This is a genomic window from Saccharothrix sabaoui (assembly GCF_051756985.1).
Lineage (GTDB): Bacteria > Actinomycetota > Actinomycetes > Mycobacteriales > Pseudonocardiaceae > Actinosynnema.
In genome coordinates, this window is the sequence record NZ_JBPKJK010000181.1 from 1 (window position 1) to 17,120 (window position 17,120).

Consider the following 17,120-nt stretch of genomic DNA (forward strand, 5'->3'; position numbering starts at 1 on the left):
CACCCTGCTCGCCGTGGCCGTGGAGGCCGTCGGCGGCGCCGAGCGCCCCGGCCAGGTGGACATGGCCGAGGCCGTCGAGCGCTCGATCCGGACCGGGGAGCACCTCGCCGTGCAGGCCGGCACCGGTACCGGCAAGTCCCTGGCCTACCTCGTGCCGTCGCTGCGGCACGCCGTGGCCGAGGAATCCACGGTCGTCATCTCCACCGCCACCATCGCGCTCCAGCGGCAGCTCGTGGACCGCGACCTGCCCCGCCTGGCCAAGGCGCTGAAGAAGGAGCTGGGCCGCGAGCCGCGGTTCGCGATCCTCAAGGGCCGGCGCAACTACCTGTGCATGCACCGCCTGCACACCGGCGCGCCCGACGAGCCCGACGAGCCCGGCCTGTTCGACCCGTTCGCGGTGTCCCGGATGGGCCGCGAGGTGAAGCGGCTGCACGAGTGGTCCTCCGACACCGAGACCGGCGACCGCGACGAGCTGGTGCCGGGCGTCAGCGACCAGGCGTGGCGGCAGGTGTCGGTGACCGCGCGCGAGTGCCTGGGCGTCGCCAAGTGCCCCATCGGCACCGACTGCTTCGCGGAGAAGGCGCGCGCCGAGGCGGGCCGGGCCGACGTCGTCGTCACCAACCACGCGATGCTCGCCGTGGACGCCCTGGAGGGCTACCAGGTGCTGCCCGACCACGACGTGGTCGTGATCGACGAGGCGCACGACCTGGTCGACCGGGTCACCTCGGTGGCGACCGAGGAGCTGAGCGGGTCGCTGGTGGCGACCGCCGCCCGCCGCTGCGGCCGGCTGATCGACCAGTCCGTGGCCGACCGGATGGCCGAGGCGTCCGACGGCCTCGCGATGATCCTGGAGGACGTGCCGCCCGGCCGGCTCGACTCGCTGCCGCAGGCGCTGGCGGGCGCGCTGCGGGCCACCAAGGACGCCGCGCACGCGTGCATCACCTCGCTGGGTCCCGAGCGCAAGGAGGACCCGGAGGGCGCGACGGACCGCAAGCTCGCGCTGTCCCTGCTCGACGAGGTGCACGACTGCGCGGCCCGCATCCTGGGCGCGTTCGACGACGACCACGACGTGGTGTGGGTGTCGGGCGACTTCGCCGACCGGAACAAGGCCCCGTCGCTGCGGGTGGCGCCGCTGGGCGTGGGCGGGCTGCTGCGCGAGCGGCTGTTCGGCAAGCGCACCACCGTGCTGACGTCGGCGACGCTCACGCTCGGCGGCACGTTCGACACCCTGGCCCGCCAGTGGGGCCTGCCCGCGTCGTCGGCCGCCGCGAAGGCCGCGGGGACCGCCACGGACAAGGAGCCGCCGTCCGACCTGGGCGCGGTGAGGTGGACCGGCCTGGACGTGGGCTCGCCGTTCGAGCACGGCACCAGCGGCATCCTCTACGTCGCCCGCCACCTGCCGCCGCCGGGGCGCGACGGCCTGCCCCCGGCGTACGTGGACGAGATCGAGGGCCTGGTCAACGCCGCCGGCGGGCGCACGCTGGGCCTGTTCTCGTCGATGCGCGCGGCGAAGGCGGCGGCGGAGGCGCTGCGCGGCAAGCTGTCGTACCCGGTGCTGTGCCAGGGCGACGACGCCACGGGCCAGCTCGTGAAGCGGTTCGCGGAGGACGCGGACACGTGCCTGTTCGGCACCCTGTCCCTGTGGCAGGGCGTGGACGTGCCCGGTCCGGCGCTCCAGCTCGTGATCATGGACCGCATCCCGTTCCCGCGCCCGGACGACCCGCTGGCCTCGGCGCGGCAGAAGGCCGTGGAGTCGCGGGGCGGCAACGGCTTCCTCACCGTGGCCGCCACCCACGCCGCCCTGCTGCTGGCCCAGGGCGCCGGGCGCCTGCTGCGCTCGATGAGCGACAAGGGCGTGGTCGCCGTCCTGGACCCGCGCCTGGCCACCGCCCGCTACAGCGGCTTCCTGCGCGCCTCGCTGCCGCCGTTCTGGACCACCTACGACCCGGAGGTCGTGAAGGCCGCGCTCAAGCGCCTGGACGCCGCGAACCCGTGAGCGCCCCGGCGGCGCGGACCAGCAGCACCGGGGTGGCCAGCAGCAGCACGCCGGCCACCCCGATCGCGACCCGCGGACCGGTCACGGCGGCCAGCACGCCCCCCAGGGCGGTCAGCAGCGCGGTGGTGGCCTTGCCGCCGACCGACCACGCGGTCAGCACGCGGGCCACCCGGTCGGTCGGCACCCGCTCCAGCCGCCGGGCGGCGAACACCGGGTTGAACACGCCGATGCTGGTGATCAGGCCGAACTCGACGGCGATGACGAGCAGCAGCCCGGTCGTGCCGGGGTGGACGAACGCCAGGCCGGGCACCCAGCAGGCGCGCAGCGCCCCGGCGGCGACCAGCACCCGCCCCGACCCGAACCGCGCCACCAGCGGGCCGGCCAGCCGCGCGCCGAGCAGGCCGCCCGCGCACGGCAGGGCGAACGCCAGGCCGTACTGCCAGGGCGCGAACCCCAGGTCGCCGAGCATGAGCACGGCCAGCAGCGGCGCGGTGGTCATGATCAGGGCGTTGACCAGCACCGCGTTGGCGAACAGCGGGCGCAGGACCGGGTCGGCCAGCACGTGCCGCCACCCGGCGGTCAGGCCGCGCGACCGCCGCGCGCCGGCGCTCGCGGGACGGGGCCCGTCGGCGCTCGTGGGACGGGGCCCGTCGGCGCTCGCGGGACGGGGCCCGTCAGCGCGGACCGCCCGCACGCCCAGCGCGGACAGCAGGTAGCTGACCGCGTCGGCCGTCACCGTCGCCACCGGGCCGAGCACCCCGACGGCGACCCCGCCGAGCGGCGGTCCGAGCGCGGTGGCGGTCCACGCGGTCGCCTCCAGCCGCGAGGTCGCCGCCAGCAGGTCGGCCGGCGGCACGAGCGCCTTCAGGTACGCGCCCGCCGCCGCCTGGAACGTCGTGTCGGCCGCCGCGACGACGACCGACACGACCAGCAGGTGGGGGAAGCCGAGCAGGTCGAGCGCGAACGCCGCGGGCACGCTCGCCAGCGCCGCGCACCGGACCAGGTCCGCGCCGAGCATCACCGACCGCTTGCCGCGGACCTCGACCCACGGGCCGAGCGACGTCGCCGCGACCGCGCCCACCGCCAGGCCCGCCGCGGCCAGGGCCGAGACCCCCGCCGTGCCGGCGTGCAGCACGACGACCGCGATCAGGGCGAACGCGTCGAACGCGAACCGGGTGCCGAACGCGCTGACCGCGTGCGCCGCCCACAACCACCGGAAGTCCCGCCCCACCGACCCGCCCCCTCGTCGCCGGGTGGCAGCACAGCGGTCCGCGGCGGGGCGGCGCAAACAACCGGTCGTGCGGACGGCCACAACGGCGCGTTGTGCCGCTAGGGTCCACCGGCGTGGACCTGGACGCCGTGCGCACGTTCGTCGCCGCGGCGGACGCGGGCCGCTTCCAGGACGCCGCCGACGACCTGTCCGTGACGCAGCAGGCGGTGTCCAAGCGGGTGGCCGCGCTGGAGGGCCGCCTCGGCGTGCGGCTGTTCACCCGCACCCCGCGCGGGGTCGTGCCCACCGCGGCCGGGCTCGCGTTCCTGCCCCGCGCCCGCGAGCTGCTGCGCGCCGCGGACCTGGCGGTGGCCTCCGTGCGGCCCGACCGGCGACCGCTGCGCGTGGACGTGGTCGGCAGGCACCTCGCGCCGGCCGCCCTGCTGCGCGACTTCCACCACGCGCGCCCCGACGTGGAGCTGGAGGTCGTGACCCACTTCCGCGACGCCCGCGCGGCGCTGTCCGGCCTGCGCTCCGGCGCGGTCGACGCGGCGTTCCGCGCCCTGCTCCCGGACACCCTGCTCCCCGACACCCTGCTCCCGGACAACCCGCCGCCCGGCGACCTGGTCGCCGTCCGGGCCCTGGACGAACCGCTCCAGCTGCTCACCGGCCCGCGCCACCCGCTCGCCGACGCGGGCGCGGTCGCGCTCGCCGACCTCGCGGGCCACCGCATCCGGCTGCCCGCCCTGGCCGACGGCAGCGAGTGGGCCGCCTACTACCGCGCCCTCGCCGCCGGCGCCGGGCTCACCCTGGACGCGACCGGCCCGAACTTCGGCGTCGGCCCACTGCTGGACGAGGTCGCGGCCTCCCCGGACCTGGCGACGTTCGCGGGCGAGCGCACCCGCCTGTCCTGGCCCGCCGAGCACGACCTCCGGCGCGTGGCCGTGCGCGACCCGACGCCGGTGTACCCGCACTCCCTGGTCCACCGCCGCGACGACCCGCACCCGGGCCTGGCCGCGCTGCTCGACCACCTGGGCGCGGCCCGGTCGGGGTGAGCGGTCAGCCGTCGACGAGGAGGCCGCGCAGCGGTCCCTGGAGGCGGCCCGCCCGGCGCGACACGCCCGGCAGGGCGGTGACCCGGTGCTCGCCGTCGGACTCCAGGACCTCGCGCCACAGGGTGTCCACGACCTCGTGCGCCGGGCCCGACACGTCCGCCACGGGGCGCTGGAGGTGCTCGGACCACAGGCGCAGGCGGGTGTCGCGGGCCACGTCGGCGTCGTCGGTCACGACGTTGACCTCGGTGTCGTTGAACAGCGAGTGCTCGTTGAGGTTGGCCGAACCCAGGCTGAGCCAGCGGTCGTCCACGACGGCGAGCTTGGCGTGCACGTACACCGACGAGGACGTCTCGCCGTCGTGCGAGGTGAGGGTGCCCGCGACCAGCCGGCGACCGCCGTCGTCGGCGTCGATCAGCCGCCCGAGCTGGCCCTTCGTGGTGTCCGCGCCGTTGCTGGGCTTGCGCGGCAGCACGAGGACGACCCGGAAGTCCGGGTGCGGCGGGTCCGCCAGCTTGTCGATCAGGATCTCGGTGACCTCGGGCGACCAGAGGAACTGGTTCTCCAGGTACACGAGCCGCTCGGCGGACCGCAGCGCCCGCAGGTAGGAGTCCAGCAGGCTGAACTCTCCCTTGGGCGCGAAGTCGTAGGTGCGCTCCGGGATGGTGCGCACGAGCTGCGCGGACGACGTGCCCGCCGGTGCCGGCACGGACGGCTCGGGCAGCTCCTCCCCCGCGATCTCCTGCCACCGGGCGCGGAAGTGGTCGGCCACGTCGGCGACGACCGGCCCGCGCAGCCGGGTGCCCAGGTCGTGCCAGCCGAGGGGTTCGCGGGCGGGGTGCCGGGGCGTGTCGTGGCGGTCGCCCTCGATCGCGGTGAGGTCCATGCCGCCGACGAACGCCACCTCGTCGTCCACCACGACGATCTTCTCGTGGTGGCAGTGCAGCGTGCGCTCCCGCGCGTCGATCACGCACGACACGGCGCTGTCCCGGGTGAACTCGGCCTGGTGGGCGAGGACGCGCTTGCGGGTCGGCTCGAACATCGGCACCGGCGGACCCGCCCACAGCAGCAGCCGCACGGGCACGCGCGTCGCCACCGACGCGAGCAGGTCGCGCAGCGACGGCGAGCCCTCCTCGCGGGTGAGCCGGAAGTCGGGGCTGGTGCACCAGCCGGCGATGTGCACGAACCGCTTCGCCGACGTGATCGCCTCGGCGATGGCCGGGAGCACCTCGTGCCCGTCGACCAGCACCTCGACCCGGTTGCCCGTGCGCACCGGCCGGTGGGGGGACCACCAGCCGTCACCGGAGGTCATGTCCCAGCCCAGCTTGCGCAGCCGCCGCGAGTGGTGCGCGCACAGCAGGCTCTCCAGCCCGTCGCCGAGCTTCTCGTCCAGAACATCCAGCAGGCCCACGTCACGGATGGTTGCCACAAACCGGACGAACCAAACCCCTACGAGCGGTTGACCGCCACGGTCGCGGTGCCCGGAGCGACCTCGGTGTACCCCGCGTCACGCACGAGCACCACGTCCGGGCGGGCCACCAGGGCGTCCCACTCGGCGGCGGACGGCGTGCGCACCGCGCACCGGTACCCCAGCTCGGCCCACTCCTTCAGCTCGACCGGCGACAGGTGCGGCGCGAGCAGCATCGACGCGTGCCCGACCTGCGCCGCCGCCTTCCCCGCCGTCATCGCCACGCGCGGGTTGAGCCACAGCTCGTGCGCGCCCGGCGGCACCGGCCCCGGCTCGTCGGCGGGCAGCTCGCTGCCGGAGATCTGCAACCGGCTCAGCTCCTTGGGCAGCTCGGAGACCTTCCCCGGCACGAACGCCCGCACCTGCGCGCCGCCCACCGCGACCGTCACCCCCGGCAGCGCCTGCACGGCCTCCCAGTGCGCCCCGCGGGCCCGCCGCGACACTTTCCGGATGCGCCCGCGCACCCACGCCACCAGCTCGTCGTGCCACTCGCCGCCCGGCTCGGCGCGCTCGTCCAGGCACACCGCGACGGCCGCCGCGGCGGCGGCCTCCAGCACCTCGGTCCGCGCCGGCGGGTCGGCCCGCTCGATCCGCAGCACGACCGGCATGGCCCGCACCGCGGCCGGGTCCTCCTCGTCGGTGGCGTAATGCCGGTCGACGAGCATCCGCAGGAGGTCGTTCACAGCCGGTTCAGCTCCAACCCGTCCGCCGCGTCCGCGGCCTCCACCTCGGACCTGGTCACGCCGAGGACGAACAGCACCGCGTCCAGGAACGGGTGGGACAGCGCCGTGTCGGCCACCTCGCGCAGCGCGGGCTTGGCGTTGAACGCCACGCCCAGGCCGGCCGCGCCGAGCATGTCGATGTCGTTCGCGCCGTCGCCGACGGCCACGGTCTGCGCCAGCGGGATGCCCTCGCGGTCGGCGAACCGCCGCAGCGCCACCGCCTTGCCCGCCCGGTCCACGACCTCGCCCACGACCCGCCCGGTGAGCTTGCCGTCGACGACCTCCAGCTCGTTGGCCGCGCAGAAGTCCAGGCCCAGCTCGTCCACCAGGCTCCGGATGACCCGGGTGAACCCGCCGGACACCACGCCGCACCGGAACCCGAGCCGCTTGAGCGTCCGCACGGTGGTGCGCGCGCCCGCGGTCAGCTCCAGCGACGCCGCCACCTCGTCCAGCACCGACTCGTCGAGGCCCTCCAGCAGCGCCACCCGCCGCCGCAGCGACTCGGTGAAGTCCAGCTCGCCGCGCATCGCGGCCTCGGTGATCTCCTTGACCTGCGGCTCCACCCCGACGTGCGCGGCGAGCATCTCGATCACCTCGCCCTGGATGAGCGTGGAGTCGACGTCGAACACGACCAGCCGCTTCGCCCGCCGGGTCAGGCCGGCCCGCTCCACGGCGACGTCCAGCCCGCCGCGCACCGCCACCTCGGCCAGCGCCGCGCGCAGCGCCGCGTCGCTCTCCTCGGTGTCCTGCGCCACCGACACCCGCAGCTCCAGGCCGGTCACCGGGTAGTCGGCGACGCCGCGGATGGCGTCGATGTTCACGCCGAGCGCCGCGAGCCGCCGCGCCACCTCGGTGAACGCGCGGGCCGTCACCGGGCGCCCGATCACGATGATCACGTGGCTGGACTCCAGCCGCGCGGTGCGCTTCGAGTCGGCGTCGACCTCCACCTCGACCTGCATGGACACCGTCGCCATGGCCTGCTCGACGGCCTCCTGGAGGCCCTCCGGGTCGCGGTCCGCGCCGACCAGCACGCCGAGCACGAGCCGACCCCGGATGACGACCTGCTCGACGTCGAGGATCTCCACGCCGTGCCTGGTCAGCACCGCGAACAGCACCGAGGACACCCCCGGCTTGTCCGGTCCGGTGACGGTGATCAGGACGGGCGTGGCGCTGGGCTTGGTCACGAGATGGCTCCTCTGCCGGACAGCGTCGGGGTGCGGACAGCGGCGAGCCCCGGTGACCGCGTGCGGTCGCCGGGGCTCGCCGTTGAACCTGCGCCCAGGTTACTTGTGGTCGCCCTCGGTGCCCTCGGAGGCGGTACCCGACTGGACGGCCTGCGCGGCCTTCTCCGACGGCGCCTTCGGGGCCTTCTCGTGCGGGATCGCCTTGCCCGTGAACGTCACGTGCGCCTCGTCGTGGATGCGCTCGATCATGTGCGGGTAGTGCAGCTCGAACGCCGGGCGGGCCGAGCGGATGCGGGGCAGCTCGGTGAAGTTGTGCCGCGGCGGCGGGCAGGAGGTCGCCCACTCCAGCGAGTTGCCGAAGCCCCACGGGTCGTCCACGTGCACGGTCTCGCCGTACCGGTAGGACTTGAACACGTTCCAGATGAACGGCAGCGTCGAGGCGCCCAGCACGTACGCGCCGACCGTGGAGATCATGTTCAGCGCGGTGAAGCCGTCGGACGCCAGGTAGTCCGCGTACCGGCGCGGCATGCCCTCGTTGCCCAGCCAGTGCTGCACCAGGAACGTGGCGTGGAAGCCGAGGAACGTCAGCCAGAAGTGGAGCTTGCCCAGGGGCTCGTCCATCATCCGGCCGGTGATCTTCGGGAACCAGAAGTAGATGCCCGCGAACGTGGCGAACACGATCGTGCCGTAGAGCACGTAGTGGAAGTGCGCGACCACGAAGTACGTGTCCGACACGTGGAAGTCGATGGCCGGGGCGGCCAGCAGGATGCCGGACAGGCCGCCGAAGAGGAACGTGACGATGAAGCCGATGCTGAACAGCATGGGCGTCTCGAACGTCAGCTGCCCCTTCCACATCGTGCCGATCCAGTTGAAGAACTTGATGCCGGTCGGCACGGCGATGAGGAACGTCATGAACGCGAAGAACGGCAGCAGCACGGCGCCGGTGGCGTACATGTGGTGCGCCCACACGGCGACCGAGAGGGCCGCGATGCCGAGCGTCGCGTAGACCAGGCCGTTGTAGCCGAAGATCGGCTTGCGGCTGAACACCGGGAAGATCTCCGACACGATGCCGAAGAACGGCAGCGCGACGATGTAGACCTCGGGGTGGCCGAAGAACCAGAACAGGTGCTGCCACAGGATCACGCCGCCGTTGGCGGGGTCGAACACGTGGGCGCCCAGGTGCCGGTCGGCCAGCAGGCCCAGCAGCGCGGCGGTCAGGATCGGGAACGCCAGCAGCACGAGCACCGAGGTCACCAGGATGTTCCAGGTGAAGATCGGCATCCGGAACATGGTCATGCCGGGCGCCCGGAGGCAGACCACGGTGGTGATCATGTTGACCGCGCCGAGGATGGTGCCGAGACCACCGACGACCAGGCCGGAGATCCACAGGTCGGCGCCGGCGCCGGGCGAGTGGATGGCGTTCGACAGCGGCGTGTAGGCGAACCAGCCGAAGTCGGCCGCGCCGCCCGGCGTGATGAAGCCCGCCATGACGATCAGGCCGCCGAACAGGTACAGCCAGTACGAGAACGCGTTGAGCCGCGGGAACGCCACGTCGGGCGAGCCGATCTGGAGCGGCAGGATGAAGTTGGCGAAGCCGAACACGATCGGGGTCGCGTAGAGCAGCAGCATCACCGTGCCGTGCATGGTGAACAGCTGGTTGTACTGCTCGCTGGACAGGAACTGCATACCCGGGCGCGCCAGCTCGGTCCTCATCAGCATGGCCATCGCGCCGCCCACCATGAAGAAGGCGAACGAGGTGACCAGGTACATGATCCCGATCTGCTTGTGGTCCGTGGTGCGGAACATCCGCAGCAGGAACGAACCCTTGACCGCCTTGCGAGTCCCGAAGGGCCGCGTAGCGATCGGCTGCGGGGCTACGGCCGTCACGGTGCCTCCTGCACTGTCTGGTACTGGCTTGGCCGGCGGGCAGCGCCACCGGCTCCCCGGATCGTAGACGGCGTGGTCGGAGGGGGCTTGGTTGGGCCGGCTGCTGGATCACGTCAGGTAGCGCAGGTCACAAGCGCGGGCAGGCCGGGGCGGTGCGCCGGGACCGGGCCCGCCGGTGTGGCGGACCCGGTTCCGGGTACCCCGGCGGGTCGGGACCGGGACGGGCGGGTCAGGACCGGCGACGGGGGCGGGCGGCGACCACCAGGGCCGTTCCCGCGCCGATCAGGACCAGGGACGCCAGCAGCGGCGGGACCGCGTCGGCCCCGGTGCGGGCGAGGGGCGCGGACCCGCGGACCCCGGCGCGCGGACCGGCCGGCGGGGCGCCGGCGACCGGGGCCGCGGCCTTCGGCGTGGTCGTCAGGGCCGGCGTCGGGGTGGTCGGCCGCGCGGCGGCGCGCAGGCTGGGCGACGTGCCGCCGGCCGACGCGTTCGGGCTGGTCACGGGTCTGTCACCGGACACGACGGTCGGCGGTGGGGGCGGCGCGAGGGTGCCGCCCGGCTCGATCGTGCCCGAGCCCGCCGGGGACTGCTCCAGCAGGTCTCCGCCCGGCTCGGACGTCGGCAGGTCGGGCACCGGTGGCCCCGACCCGGGTTCGGACGTCGGCGGGTCGAGTTCGGACCCGGGTTCGGAGGTGGGGGTCTGGTCCTCGGTCTGACCGGCGGACACCGGCGCGCCGCCCTCGGGGTCGGCCAGCGCGGCGGGGCCGCCGGCCAGTCCGAGGGCGAGCAGGAGTGCCGCTCCGCTGAGGACGCGGGTTGTCAGGTGCATCGCACACGCTCCGCACGACTAGGCGAGCTGATCGGCGCCGGGAACTGCTCCCAACAGTGGAATCGCTCGCCACCGCCCGCGCGCTTCGATGCGCGATCGATTCGTTACCTGCGGTCGGTAACGGCAGCGGTACCCGGTGCCACGAATCCGCTGCACCGCAGGTGGCGGGCGTGCGAACATCGCTCATGGGCACCGACTCGGCACTGGCGCGGCTCCGGGTCCTGGCCGGGCGGCTGGGGCTGCCGTGCGACGACCCGGTCGTGCTGCGGCGCGGCAGCAACCTGCTCGTGCACCTGCGGCCGGCCCCGGTGGTCGCCCGGGTCGCGGCGGCGACGGCGACCGTTCGCCCGGACGTGTTCGGGCACTTCCGGCGGGCAGACGCGGTGAGCCGCTTCCTCGCCGAACGCGGCGTGCCGGTGGTCGAGCCCGTCGAGCCCGGCGTGGTGCGGCACGACGGGCTGGTGGTCGCGTTCGCCCGGCACGTGCCGCACGAGCCGGGCGCGCTGCTCGACCCGGCGTCGTTCGCGACGGCCCTGGCGGAGCTGCACGGCGAGCTGCGGTACTACCCCGGCCCGCTGCCCGAGCGGTGGCCGGCGGCGGACCTGGGCCGCGTGCTGGACGTGCTGGGCCGGCCCGCCGGGCTGGTCGAGGAGCTGGCGGGGCTGGTCGCGCGGTGGCCGTCGACGCCGGCGCAGGCCCTGCACGGCGACGCGCACCCGCGCAACGTGCTGGTCACCGCGTCCGGGCCGGTGTGGAACGACTTCGAGGACACCTGGCGCGGACCGGTCGGGTGGGACGTGGCGTGCGCGGACCTGAGCACCTCGTTCGCCGGGACGATCCCCTACCCGGCCGACGACCTGGGGTTCTGGACGGACCTGCGGCGGCTGTTCGCGGTCTGCTGGTCGCGGGCGCTGGACCTCCACCGGTCCCGGTCGGGTGGCACGATCCGCGCGGGAGCCGCGCCGGGGGGCGGCGCGGCCGTCACCTCGGGGGTGCCTGGTGGGTGAGCTGGCGACGCTGTGGCGGGACGCCGTGCGGGTGCTGGGCGGCGCGGACCGGCCCGCGACCCCTGACCTGGATGTGGACCTGGACGGGCGGTACGCCGAGCCGCACCGCTCCTACCACGGCGCGGCGCACGTGCTGGCCGTCGTCCGCGACGTGCTGGACCTGGCCCGCGACCGCACCGACCGGGAACGGGCCGTGCTCACCCTCGCCGCCCTGGCGCACGACGTGGTCTACGACGGCGTGCCCGGCCGGGACGAGCGGCGCAGCGCGGAGTGGGCGCGCGGGCGCCTCGCGGGGCTGCCCGAGGCGGACCGGGTGGCGGGCATCGTGCTCGCCACCACCGACCACGCCTCGGACGACGACCTGACCCGCCTGCTCCTGGACGCCGACCTGGCGGTCCTCGGCTCGGCACCGGACGACTACGAGCGCTACCGGGCGGCGGTCCGGGCCGAGTACGCGCACGTGGACGACGCGGGCTGGCGCGCGGGGCGGGCCCGGGTGCTGCGGTCGCTGCTGGACCGCGACCCGCTCTACGCGACGGCGCGGGCGCGCGACCGGTGGGAGGCGCGCGCCAGGGCCAACGCGACCGCCGAGCTCAGCTCGCTCGGTGACCCGCCATGAGCGCGTCGAACGTCGGGAAGGACGTCGCGATGTCGCTGCCGGTGAAGTTGCCGACCCAGCCGTCGTCGTCGTGGAAGAACCGGATCGACACGTAGTCGGGCCGGGTGCCCATGTCGAACCAGTGGGTGGTGTTCTCCGGGACGCTGAGCAGGTCGCCCTCCTCGCACAGCACGCCGTGCACCCGGCCGTCGACGTGCAGGTAGAACACGCCGGCGCCGCGCGCGAAGAACCGGTCCTCGTCGTCGTCGTGGGTGTGCTCGGCGAGGAACTTCAGCCGGGCCCGCCCGGCCTCCTCCAGCCACGCCGGGTCGTCCGAGGGGGCCATCTCCATGGCGTCGACCAGGACGTAACCCTCACTCTCGGTGACACGGGCGACCTGGTCGGCGTACACCTCCAGGGCGTTCTCCCGGGTGACGCCGGGCACGACCGGCCACCGCTCGTAGCGGACGCCGATCTGCTTGAGGTGGTCGGCGATCTCCACCGGGTCGGAGGTGCGGACCACCGGGTTCTCGGGATCGGTGTCCGGCCACACGGTCAGCAACGTCATCGCACGCCTCCTGTCTCGACCTCGAAGCGCAGCAGCCACTCCAGGCACTCCAGCCGGTGCCGCGCCTGGCGCAGGTCGTCGCCCCACACGTACACCCCGTGCCGCGCCACGAGCAAGGCGGGCACGTCGGCGCGGAACCCGGCCTCGAACGCGTCGCCGAGGACCTCCATGTCCTGGCTGTTCGGCACCACCGGGATGGTGACCAGGTCGTCGTGCGCGCGCCGGCCGAAGCCCTTGAGCATCTCCAGGTCGCGCAGCTCGACGCCGCCGGGCCACCGCTCGGCGGCCACGACGGGGGCCAGCGCGTGCACGTGGACGACCGCGCCCGCGCCGGAGACGGCCGCGATCCGGCCGTGCAGGCCGGCCTCGGCGGACGGCACCCGCACCGGGTCCCCGGTACGGCCGTCCGCGTCGACGAGCACCACGTCGTCGGCGGTCAGCTCGCCCTTGTCCTTGCCGCTGACGGTCACCGCGAGGGTCAGCGGGTCGCGGCCCACGACCACCGACAGGTTGCCGGACGTGCCGCGCATCCACCCCATCGCGGTGAAGCGGGCGCACTCGGCGGCCAGCGCCTCCCCGGCCGCCCGGACGACGGACCCGTGGACCCCGTGCGCCGTCACAGCGCGGCCGCGGTCCGGTGTGGACCGAAGTCGGAACCGGCGTGCGGCTCGCCCTCGCGCGCCACGCCGACGGTCCGCCACCCGGCCTCGGCGGCGGCGTGCAGCTCGGCGGGCACGTCGGAGTAGAAGGTGATCGTGCCGGGGTCCTCCGCGCCGAGCACGGACGCGATCTTCAGGTAGGAGGACGCCTCGCGCTTCGGCCCGGCGTTGACCGTGTCGAAGTGGTGCTCGAACAGCGCGGTGAGGTCGCCGTCGGTGGTGTGGCGGAAGAACGCGACCTGCCCGGCGACCGAGCCGGACGAGAACACGGCGAGCTTCACGCCGTCCCCGTGCCACTTCCGCAGGGCGGGCACGACGTCCGGGAAGAACTCGGCGACGAGGTCGCCCTCGGCGTAGCCGCGCTGCCAGATCAAGCCCTGCAGCGTCTTGAGCGGCGTGACCTTCCGGTCGGCGTCCATCCAGCCGTGCAGGACGGCGACCAGCTCGTCCGTGCCGCCGTCCACCCCGGACAGCTCGCGGACCTGCGCCACGGCCTCGCGCACGACCGGGTCGTCGCCGTGCTCGTCGATCCACGGGCCGAGCCGGGGCCGCGCGTAGTCGTACAGGGTCACCAGGACCTGGTCGGTGGCACTGAGCGTGCCCTCGATGTCCAGCACAACCCACTCAGTCATGAACGTCCTCGCTGTAGTAATCGGCCAGCCGACCGGGAGGGTACGCACCGCGGTCGGTCACCACGCTCGTCACGAACCGCGGCGGGGTGACGTCGAACGCCGGGTAGAGCCCGCGCGCCTTGTCGGTGGCCGTGCGGCGGCCCAGGGTGTGCAGCACGTCGTCGCCGGGGCGGTGCTCGATCGGCACGTCGTCCCTGGTGGGGGCGAGCCGGTCCGGGGCCTGCACCATGGCGAGGAACGGCACGTCGAACGCGTGCGCGGCGACGGCGAGGCCGAGCGTGCCGACCTTGTTCACCACGTGCCCGTCCATGGTGACCCGGTCGGCGGCGGTGAGCAGGACGTCGACGTCGCCGGTGGACATCACGGCAGCGCCCATGCCGTCGGTGATCAGGGTGGTGTCGACGCCCATCTCGCCCAGGGTCTCCGCGGTGAGGCGGGCGCCCTGGAGGTACGGGCGGGTCTCCGTGCAGACGAACCGCAGGCGCTTGCCGAGCGCCCGGGCGGCGGTGACGGTCTCGGTCAGGTACAGGTCGGCCCAGCAGTGGGTGAGCACCGCGCCCTCGTCGGGCAGCAGGGCGGCGGTGTGCCGGCCCAGGGCGCGGCTGCGCGACCGGTAGCGCTCGTCGCCGGCCCGCGCGCCCGCGAGCGCCCCGGCTTCGAGGTCGTCGTGCGCGTCCACGCCCGCCAGGACGGCGGCGACGGCCTTGCGCAGGTGGTTGTTGGTCCGGCGGGTCTCGACGAGGAGCCGCCCGGCCCTGGCCAGCTGCTCGCGGGCCTCGTCGCGCGGCAGGCCGCGGGCCTCGCGGGCGGCGAGCACCATGCCCCACAGGGCGGCGAAGTACGGGCCGGAGGACTGGGTGACCATGTCCTCGATGGCCTTCGCGACCTCGGCGACCGTCGTGCAGCGGACCCAGGTGCGCTCGAACGGGAAGTTGCGCCGGTCGAGGACGTGCACGCCGTCGTCGTCGAGGCGCACGCTGCGCGCCAGGAGCGGTTCCATCAGCTGTACCCGGTGAACGGCGGCTGCTCGCCGGTGAGGAAGTGCGCGCCGACCTCGCGGGCCTTGTACGCCACCGGGTCGTGCAGGGTGAGGGTGCGGGCGTTGCGCCAGAAGCGGTCGAAGGCGTAGCCGGCGGCGGTGGCGCGGGCGCCGCACAGCTCGAACACGCGGCTGGTGGTGGTGTTGGCGGTGCGGGTGGCCACGACCTTGGCCGCGGAGATCGCGACGGCGGTGTCGGCGCGTTCGTCGGCGGTGAGGTCGGTGCCGCGCTCGGAGGCCGCGTGCAGCAGGGCGGAGGCGTGGTCGGCGAGGAGCCCGGCGGCGCGGGTGTCGGCGACCAGCTCGCCGTAGGCGGCGAGGACGTACGGGTCGTCGGTCGCCTTGTCGACACCGCTGAGGAACCAGGGGCGGGTGGTGGTGCGGGTGTAGCGGGCGGCTTCGGCGAGGGCGCCCTCGGCCATGGCCACGTACAGCTGGGCGAGGACGAGCTGGAAGCCGAGCGCGGCCAGGGACAGGCGCGGGGTGGCCGCGTCCTGGTTGCCCAGCACCCGGTCCGCGGGCACGAACACCCGGTCGAACGCGACGCCGCCGCTGGCGGTGAGGCGTTGGCCGATGTTGTCCCAGTCGCCCGCGTACGTGATGCCGTCGGCCTTGGCGTCGACCGTGAACGTCAGCTTCTCACCGCTGTCGGTCCGGGTCGCGCTCACCACCAGCCGATCGGCCACCGAGGCCCCGGTGGCGAACGTCTTGCGCCCGCTCACCCGGAACCCGCCCTCGACCGGCTCCAGCTGGAGCGCCGCGTCCAACGGGTTGCTGACCCCGGCCCAGAAAAGATTGTCCCCAGCGTCAAACGCCGGATTGTTGAACAATCCACTCCGCCACACCTGAAGATAGTGGTACCCGAGCAGGTGCCCGATGTTGGCATCCGCCGCACCCACAATCCTCGTGATGGATTGTTGAACAATCCACTCACGCACCCCCAGCACCCCGGACCGCCTGAGCGCCTCGACCTCGGCCACGGGTTCGGCGCCCGACCGATCGCGCTCGGCGGCGTCCACCCGCAACCCGGCGGCCAGCTCCTCGGCGACGGTCAGCCACTTGTGCCGACCATCGGTGCTCGTCATCCACTGCCTCCTGCGCGTCGCGGTCCCAGCAGGCGAGCCTAATCGCCGAGCGGCGGCACGACCTGAGCGTTCCGCCACATGAGAGCCCCGGCAAGGCACCTGCCCCGCCTCGCCGGCGCCTTGGCCCGCTTTGCCCTGCCGTGCGTGCCCGCCGTTCGTGGGAGGCAAGGCGGGCAGGGCGGTGCAGTGCCGTGCGATGAGGCGTAGTGAGTGGACGGGGCGGGCGAGGCGGGGCCGGACGGGGCGGTGAGGCAGAGCGAGCGGGGGCGAGGGCCGGGCCATCGGGCGACTGGGTCCGGGACTGGGTCCGGGGCCGGGTCAGGGGGCGACGTACGTGCCGTGCCGGGCCAGCCCCAGGGCGGGCAGGGCGCCCCTCAGGTCGGTCGCGTCCACCGGGCAGGTGGCGACGTGCGCGGCCCACGTGCGGCGGTCTTGGGCGAGGGCCTTCAGGTACCGCACGAACAGCATCGGCGGGATGGCCTCGCAGCGCTTGCGGGCGGCGCGGAGGGCTATCTCCATCCGCATGGACTCGTAGTCGCGGACCTTGACGCGGTCCAGGATTCCGTCGATGAAGTCGAGCCGGCCGAGCTGGAACTCCCACCAGTAGCCCTCGTCGGTCGCCGCGTCGAGGCCGCCGTCGTCGTCGAGCAGCGCGAACACGCCCTCGGCCAGGCAGTCGCCGAACTCCTCGACCTGGGCACGGGCCTCGTTCGCGAACGGGTCGTAGGGCTTCTGCACGACGCGCCCGGTGATCGCGGAGGGGCGCAGGCCGTCGTCGCCGAGGAGGAAGAACCAGTCCTCGTTGTAGATCGTCGGGAAGAACGACGACATCGACTCGCGGCCGATGACGAGCGCTCCCCCGCCGATGAACGTGTCCTGCGCGCCGCCGGTGGCGCGGTGGGCGTGGCAGACGACCGAGTTGTCCGGGAACCCGCCGACGGCGAGGCCGACCGCCGCGTACCCGGCCGACAGCAGCCCGGCCGCCGCGTCGAGGTCACCGGGGACGGGCACCTTGATGTCGTCGTCCAGGAACGCCACCCGCTCCCAGCCGACGGCGCGCGCGACGAGCAGCCCGAGGTTGCGCTTGAGGCTCGTGTCCGTGCCGCGCTCGAACTCGGTGTCGCGCAGCACCTCGGTGGTGCCCAGCCGGGGCAGGGCGGTGCGCGGCAGGGCGGTCACGTCCA

General features: G+C 74.3%; 16 protein-coding genes. 4 read left to right on the forward strand and 12 right to left on the reverse strand.

The features are described 5' to 3' along the window. The first annotated feature begins 4 nt into the window (after positions 1 to 4). Complete coding sequence (locus ACR807_RS35725) at positions 5 to 1,996, forward strand: ATP-dependent DNA helicase (protein WP_438925939.1); 1,992 nt, start codon at positions 5 to 7, stop codon at positions 1,994 to 1,996. On the opposite strand, the gene ACR807_RS35730 is transcribed toward ACR807_RS35725, so the two are convergent. Continuing rightward, a complete protein-coding gene (locus ACR807_RS35730; RefSeq protein ID WP_438925925.1) occupies positions 1,968 to 3,227 on the reverse strand; it encodes an MFS transporter in 1,260 nt (419 codons plus the stop codon). The genes ACR807_RS35725 and ACR807_RS35730 overlap by 29 nt on opposite strands. 113 nt (positions 3,228 to 3,340) lie before the next feature. Here ACR807_RS35730 and ACR807_RS35735 point away from each other — a divergent pair, with 113 nt between their 5' ends. Beyond that, entirely contained in the window at positions 3,341 to 4,261 is a 921-nt protein-coding gene (locus ACR807_RS35735; protein ID WP_438925926.1) for a LysR family transcriptional regulator, read from the forward strand. Positions 4,262 to 4,265: 4 nt separating this feature from the next. Here the strand turns inward: ACR807_RS35735 and ACR807_RS35740 are convergent, their stop codons facing one another. The 5 genes from ACR807_RS35740 to ACR807_RS35760 all read right to left on the reverse strand — a co-directional run bounded on the left by ACR807_RS35740 (position 4,266) and on the right by ACR807_RS35760 (position 10,348). Beyond that, positions 4,266 to 5,669: a phospholipase D-like domain-containing protein gene (locus ACR807_RS35740; RefSeq protein WP_438925927.1), complete on the reverse strand. Its 1,404-nt coding sequence runs from the start codon at positions 5,667 to 5,669 to the stop codon at positions 4,266 to 4,268. A gap of 38 nt (positions 5,670 to 5,707) precedes the next feature. Then, positions 5,708 to 6,391 carry an aminoacyl-tRNA hydrolase gene (locus ACR807_RS35745; RefSeq protein ID WP_438925940.1) on the reverse strand — a complete coding sequence of 228 codons (684 nt, stop codon included), beginning with the start codon at positions 6,389 to 6,391 and terminating at the stop codon, positions 5,708 to 5,710. Between the two features lie 14 nt (positions 6,392 to 6,405). Further along, on the reverse strand, positions 6,406 to 7,632 hold the full coding sequence (serB, locus tag ACR807_RS35750; RefSeq protein ID WP_438925928.1) for a phosphoserine phosphatase SerB: 1,227 nt from the start codon (positions 7,630 to 7,632) through the stop codon (positions 6,406 to 6,408). Positions 7,633 to 7,731: 99 nt separating this feature from the next. After that, entirely contained in the window at positions 7,732 to 9,519 is a 1,788-nt protein-coding gene (ctaD, locus tag ACR807_RS35755; protein ID WP_438925929.1) for an aa3-type cytochrome oxidase subunit I, read from the reverse strand. A 229-nt stretch (positions 9,520 to 9,748) separates the two neighbouring features. Continuing rightward, a complete protein-coding gene (locus tag ACR807_RS35760; protein ID WP_438925930.1) occupies positions 9,749 to 10,348 on the reverse strand; it encodes a hypothetical protein in 600 nt (199 codons plus the stop codon). Positions 10,349 to 10,518: 170 nt separating this feature from the next. Between ACR807_RS35760 and ACR807_RS35765 the strand changes: the two genes are divergently transcribed. Together ACR807_RS35765 and ACR807_RS35770 are read left to right on the forward strand one after the other, a co-directional pair. Then, positions 10,519 to 11,355 carry a phosphotransferase gene (locus tag ACR807_RS35765; protein ID WP_438925931.1) on the forward strand — a complete coding sequence of 279 codons (837 nt, stop codon included), beginning with the start codon at positions 10,519 to 10,521 and terminating at the stop codon, positions 11,353 to 11,355. Continuing rightward, complete coding sequence (locus ACR807_RS35770) at positions 11,348 to 11,974, forward strand: HD domain-containing protein (RefSeq protein ID WP_438925932.1); 627 nt, start codon at positions 11,348 to 11,350, stop codon at positions 11,972 to 11,974. Before ACR807_RS35765 ends, ACR807_RS35770 begins: the two co-directional genes overlap by 8 nt. Here ACR807_RS35770 and ACR807_RS35775 read toward each other — a convergent pair. The 6 genes from ACR807_RS35775 to ACR807_RS35800 all read right to left on the reverse strand — a co-directional run. Further along, a complete protein-coding gene (locus ACR807_RS35775; RefSeq protein ID WP_438925933.1) occupies positions 11,949 to 12,521 on the reverse strand; it encodes a 1,2-dihydroxy-3-keto-5-methylthiopentene dioxygenase in 573 nt (190 codons plus the stop codon). The two genes, ACR807_RS35770 and ACR807_RS35775, sit on opposite strands and share 26 nt — an antisense overlap. Further along, positions 12,518 to 13,141 carry a methylthioribulose 1-phosphate dehydratase gene (gene mtnB / locus ACR807_RS35780; protein ID WP_438925934.1) on the reverse strand — a complete coding sequence of 208 codons (624 nt, stop codon included), beginning with the start codon at positions 13,139 to 13,141 and terminating at the stop codon, positions 12,518 to 12,520. Before mtnB ends, ACR807_RS35775 begins: the two co-directional genes overlap by 4 nt. Next, complete coding sequence (gene mtnC / locus ACR807_RS35785; protein ID WP_438925935.1) at positions 13,138 to 13,812, reverse strand: acireductone synthase; 675 nt, start codon at positions 13,810 to 13,812, stop codon at positions 13,138 to 13,140. Before mtnC ends, mtnB begins: the two co-directional genes overlap by 4 nt. After that, entirely contained in the window at positions 13,805 to 14,812 is a 1,008-nt protein-coding gene (locus tag ACR807_RS35790; RefSeq protein ID WP_438925936.1) for a s-methyl-5-thioribose-1-phosphate isomerase, read from the reverse strand. The genes mtnC and ACR807_RS35790 overlap by 8 nt, the downstream gene beginning before the upstream one ends. Further along, entirely contained in the window at positions 14,812 to 15,936 is a 1,125-nt protein-coding gene (locus ACR807_RS35795; protein WP_438925937.1) for an acyl-CoA dehydrogenase family protein, read from the reverse strand. The genes ACR807_RS35790 and ACR807_RS35795 overlap by 1 nt, the downstream gene beginning before the upstream one ends. Before the next feature lie 318 nt (positions 15,937 to 16,254). Further along, positions 16,255 to 17,120: hypothetical protein (locus ACR807_RS35800; RefSeq protein WP_438925938.1), on the reverse strand; the 866-nt coding region annotated here is incomplete at its 5' end.

Excerpts from the sequence above, each read along its gene's own strand:
- ACR807_RS35790 (WP_438925936.1), bottom strand. The coding sequence starts at position 14,812 with ATGGAACCGCTCCTGGCGCGCAGCGTGCGCCTCGACGACGACGGCGTG.
- ACR807_RS35760 (WP_438925930.1), bottom strand. The coding sequence starts at position 10,348 with ATGCACCTGACAACCCGCGTCCTCAGCGGAGCGGCACTCCTGCTCGCC.
- mtnC (WP_438925935.1), bottom strand. The coding sequence starts at position 13,812 with ATGACTGAGTGGGTTGTGCTGGACATCGAGGGCACGCTCAGTGCCACC.
- ACR807_RS35745 (WP_438925940.1), bottom strand. The coding sequence starts at position 6,391 with ATGCTCGTCGACCGGCATTACGCCACCGACGAGGAGGACCCGGCCGCG.
- ACR807_RS35795 (WP_438925937.1), bottom strand. The coding sequence starts at position 15,936 with ATGACGAGCACCGATGGTCGGCACAAGTGGCTGACCGTCGCCGAGGAG.
- ACR807_RS35775 (WP_438925933.1), bottom strand. The coding sequence starts at position 12,521 with ATGACGTTGCTGACCGTGTGGCCGGACACCGATCCCGAGAACCCGGTG.